The organism is Candidatus Streptomyces philanthi, assembly GCF_059553635.1.
On record NZ_JCANQV010000396.1, the window covers coordinates 1 to 4349 of the forward strand.

General features: G+C 76.5%; 6 protein-coding genes. 3 read left to right on the forward strand and 3 right to left on the reverse strand.

Annotated features, from left to right (window positions below):
• A partial coding sequence (locus tag AC51EU_RS27640) for a universal stress protein (RefSeq protein ID WP_496269815.1) occupies positions 1-299 on the forward strand: 299 nt, incomplete at its 5' end.
• A 171-nt stretch (positions 300-470) separates the two neighbouring features.
• Complete coding sequence (locus AC51EU_RS27645) at positions 471-950, forward strand: CBS domain-containing protein (protein WP_496269816.1); 480 nt, start codon at positions 471-473, stop codon at positions 948-950.
• Between the two features lie 4 nt (positions 951-954).
• Here the strand turns inward: AC51EU_RS27645 and AC51EU_RS27650 are convergent, their stop codons facing one another.
• Genes AC51EU_RS27650 through AC51EU_RS27660 form a run of 3 tightly spaced genes read right to left on the reverse strand, consistent with a single transcriptional unit; the run spans position 955 to position 3083 of the window.
• The gene (locus AC51EU_RS27650) at positions 955-1218 is read right to left on the reverse strand and encodes a DUF1876 domain-containing protein (RefSeq protein WP_496269817.1); all 264 of its coding nucleotides are present in this window, start codon (positions 1216-1218) and stop codon (positions 955-957) included.
• Between the two features lie 48 nt (positions 1219-1266).
• A complete protein-coding gene (locus AC51EU_RS27655; RefSeq protein ID WP_496269818.1) occupies positions 1267-1977 on the reverse strand; it encodes a helix-turn-helix domain-containing protein in 711 nt (236 codons plus the stop codon).
• The gene (locus AC51EU_RS27660; protein WP_496269819.1) at positions 1974-3083 is read right to left on the reverse strand and encodes an alcohol dehydrogenase catalytic domain-containing protein; all 1110 of its coding nucleotides are present in this window, start codon (positions 3081-3083) and stop codon (positions 1974-1976) included. Before AC51EU_RS27660 ends, AC51EU_RS27655 begins: the two co-directional genes overlap by 4 nt.
• 256 nt (positions 3084-3339) lie before the next feature.
• Between AC51EU_RS27660 and AC51EU_RS27665 the strand changes: the two genes are divergently transcribed.
• A partial coding sequence (locus AC51EU_RS27665) for an Acg family FMN-binding oxidoreductase (RefSeq protein WP_496269820.1) occupies positions 3340-4349 on the forward strand: 1010 nt, incomplete at its 3' end.

Genomic DNA, 4349 nt, shown 5'->3' on the forward strand with positions numbered 1-4349 from the left:
AGACCGGCACGCCCCTGCGCTCCGGGGAGCGCGGACACCACCACGAGCGGGGCGCGGCGGAACTCCTCGACGAGGCCCTGGCGGGGCCCGCCGCCGCCCACCCCGACGTCCGGGTACGCCTCGACCTTGCCGAGGGGCCGCCGCACAAGGTGCTGGTGCGGCGCTCCGCCGCCGCCGACCTGCTCGTCCTCGGGGCGCGGCGCCGCTCCGGCCACTTCGGCCTCCAACTCGGCCGGGTGGCGCACGCCGCGCTGCACCACGCGGACTGCCCTGTCGCCGTCGTCCCGCAGCCCGGCTGACCCGGCGCCCGGATGGGCCGTTCGGGCCGGGGGAGGGGACACCCGACCCACGGCGCTCGCCCGCCCCCGGGACGAGAGTGGACAGCAGACCGGACCCGCCCGCCGGACCACGGGGTGGCGGGCACCCCGCCCGCGCACCGCGTCCGTTCCGGCATCCGTCAGGAGCCCGCCGTGAAGGTCCGCGAGGTGATGCGCACACCCGTCGTGACGGTGCCGCCCGCCACCGGGCTGCGGGAGACCGCCCGGCGGATGGAGCAGCGCATGGTCGGTTGCGTCGTCGTGGTGGACGACGGGGCCGTCCGCGGGATCGTCACCGACCGCGACCTCGCGCTGCGCGGACTCGCCGAGGGGCGCACACCGCACACCCCGGTCGCCGAGGTGATGACCGCGCCGGTCGTCACCGTGCGCGGCGACGACGACATCGACGAGGCGTACCGGGCGATGGGGCGCTCCGGCGTCCGCAGGCTTCCGGTGCTGGACGGGGCACGGACCGTCGGGATGGTGACCCTGGACGATCTGCTGCTCGTCGTCTCCCGGCACGTCTCCGACCTGCTGGTGCCGCTGTCGTGGTGTGCCCTCGCCGAACCGCCCGGCCCGCCTGCGGCGCCCGCGCCGCAGGCCCCGGAAGCGGGCTGGGTGCCGGAGAGCTGACCGCTCAGCCGCCCTCGGGCCGCGAGCCGGTGGCGCTCGCCACGTCCTCGTCGGCCGCCCGGATCAGCTGCTCGCCGAGGTCCTCGATCGCCCGCCCGGCGGCCAGCTCGTCACCGATCTCCGGGACGTCCCGGTCCGAGGGGTTGCAGCGGGCGCTGCCGTACCCGGTGAGCGAGGTGGCGCCGGTGTCCAGCACCGCGCGCGCCGTGGTCGACCCCTTCTTCTCGAAGAGATGGACCTGTACGGACCACTCCAGTGTCCTGTTCATCGGATGCCTCCGTTCGCTTCCTCACGCCCCCCTGCCGTACGCCGTCCCTCACGGCGCCGCCCCCGGCTCCCCGCCGGTGCCCTGGACGCGGATGCGGCGGCCCGTCAGCCGGTCCGGGCGGAGGGCGACCCACTCCGTGCGGTCGCCGCCCACCCACGGGCGGCTGAACGCCTTCTCGTCCAGCCCGCGCGCCTCCTCCGGGTCGGTGACGGCGCGCGCCGGACCCACCGCGAGGACGCTCCAGCCCTGGCTGAACGCCTCGTCGAGATGGTCGGCCTCCAGGGCCGTCTCGTGCCCGGCGGCCGCCGCCGGACCGGAGCCCGGGGCCGTCCGGTAGACGAGGAGACCGCCGACGACGGTGTAGTTCACCGGGTAGACGGCGGGCACGCCGCCCACCGTCACCGCGACCCGCCCCACCCCGTGGCCCGCGAGCCGGTCCCAGCACTCCCCGGTGGTCATCGTCAGCACCTCGGGGCGCGCCCCGGCCCGCCCGAACCCCTCCGGCAGCTCCGCCGTGCCGCCGGCCAGCTCGGCCACCGTGGTGTCCAGCGCGTCGGCCAGCCGCAGCAGGAACCCGAGGCCGGGCCGGGCCGTGTGCTCCTCCACGTACCGGAGGTAGCCGGGGGCCGCGGCCGCCTTGGCCGCGACCTGCTCCCGCGACAGCCCCAGCTCCCGGCGGCGCCTCGCGACCCGGCGCCCCAGGTCGCTGCGGTCCGGGGCGTTCTCCGGGTCCGCGGGGCGCGGGGGTCCGCCCGTCATGACGCCGTCCCTTCGACGTGCGGGGGCGCGGAGAGCGGGGTGGTGCGCTCCACGACCTCCTGGGACCTGCCGGTGCTCAGCACGACCTTGAGGGCACCGGTCTCGTCCGGCGAGGCGAAGACCTCGTACGCCTCCTCCATCCGGTCGAGGGGGAAGGCATGGGTGACCAGGTCGGAGAGGGGGAGACGGCCCGCGACGGCCATCCGCAGCAGCATCGGCGCCGTCCAGGTGTCCACCAGCCCGGTGGTGACGGTCAGGTCCCGGCTCCACAGTTCCTCCAGGTGGAGCGTGGCCGGCCGGCCGTGGACGCCGATGTTGGCGACCCGCCCGCCGGGCCGCACCACCCGGGTGCACAGCTCGAACGTCTCCGGCACCCCCACCGCCTCCATCGCCACATCGGCGCCGGCGCCCTCGGTGAGGTCCGCGATCATGTCCTCCGGGGACTCCGCCGCGTTCACCACCGCGTCCGCGCCGACCTTGCGGGCCGCGGCGAGCCGGGGCTCCGCCAGGTCGACGGCGATGATCCGCGCCGGGCTGACCATCCGGGAGGCGACGACGGCGGCCAGGCCCACGGGCCCCGCGCCGATCACCGCGACGGTGTCCCCGGGCCCCACCCGGCCGTTGAGCACCCCCACCTCGTAGGCGGTGGGGAAGATGTCCGCCAGCAGCACCGCGTCCTTGCCGTCCACCGTGGGCGGCAGCGGATGGACGGAGTGATCGGCGTACGGCACCCGGACGTACTCGGCCTGGGTGCCGTCCAGGGTGCGGCCCAGGACCCAGCCGCCGCCCTCCAGGCACTGCCCGTAGCGGGCCTCCTTGCAGAAGCGGCAGCGGCCGCAGGCGCAGATGCACGACACCAGCACCCGGTCCCCGGGCCGCACGGACCGCACCTGGCCGCCCGCCTCCACCACCTCGCCGACGGCCTCGTGCCCCAGCACCGTGCCCGGCGCCACCTCGGGGACGTCGCCCTTGAGGATGTGCAGATCGGTCCCGCAGATCGTGACGGTGCCGACCCGGACCACCACATCGGTGGCCTCCCGGAGACCGGGGTCCGGTACGTCGTCCCACGAGGACTGCCCGGGGCGGTGATAGACGAGTGCCTTCATGACCGGCCTCTCCCTCCGGCACGGGTCCCGCGTCTTCCACGACCAGCCTGGGTCCGGGCGCGGCCCGCGGCCATGGGCCGGTCGGTCCCGGCCCGGGGAGCACCGGCCCATCCGCCCGCCGCCGTACGCGGCCGGCCCCGGCGTGCCCGGAGGGTCGAGTGGTCCGCGCCCAGGGACCTTAGGCCCCTGCCCGGACGGGCCCCGGCGGACCAGGGTTGAGGGGTCCGCGCCGCTCGCCGCCCCGACGGAGGCCCCCATGGCCCGTGCCCCGCTCGACGACGCGACGGTGGCCCGGTTCGTCGCCGACGCGACGGCCGCCCCGTCGATGCACAACGCACAGCCCTGGAGGTTCACCTACGACCGTGCCGGCCGGACGTTCACCCTCTTCGCCGACCTCACCCGCCGCCTGCCCCACACCGACCCCGTCGACCGCAGTCTGCACCTGGGGTGCGGTGCCGCGCTGCTGAACCTGCGGGTCGCCGTCTCCCGCGCCGGCCTGACCTCGGCGGCGGCCCTGCTGCCCGACCCCTCCCGGCCGGACCTGCTCGCCACCCTCCGCGTCGGCCCGCCCCACGGCACACCGGACGAACCTCCCGCCGCCCTCCACCCCGCGATCCACGAGCGGCACACCAGCCGCCACCCCTTCGAGGACCGGCGCATCCCCGAGGACGTCCGCGCCGCGCTCGCCGAGGCCGCGCGACGCGAGGACACCACGTTCACCTTCCTGCGCGACGCCCACCTGGAGACCGTCCTCGACCTCATCGGCACCGCCGAGGGCTACAACGCCATGGACCGCGGCCGGCGGGCGGAACTGGAGCACTGGACGCGCCGCGCCGGCGGCACCGCCGCCGACGACGGCATCCCCGAGGCGGCCTTCGGCCCCCGCAAACGCGGCGGAACGGCCCCCACCCGGGACTTCGCCTCCACCCAGCCGCTGCCCGGCCGGCCCTTCGCGGACTTCGAGAAGCGCCCCCAGCTGGTGCTGCTGAGCACCGACGAGGACACCCCCGCCGACTGGCTGCGCGCCGGACAGGCCATGGAACGGGTCCTGCTCACCGCCACCCTGCACGGCCTCAGCGGCTCCTTCGCCTCCCAGGCCCTCGAATGGCCCGACCTCCGCTGGATCCTCCGCGACCCGGTGTACGGGTCCGGCTACCCGCAGATGGTGCTGCGCCTGGGCTACGGCCCCCGGGGCACCGGCACCCCCCGCCGCCCGGTGGAACAGGTCCTGACCCTCGACCCGCCGGACACGCCCCGCGCGCCGAG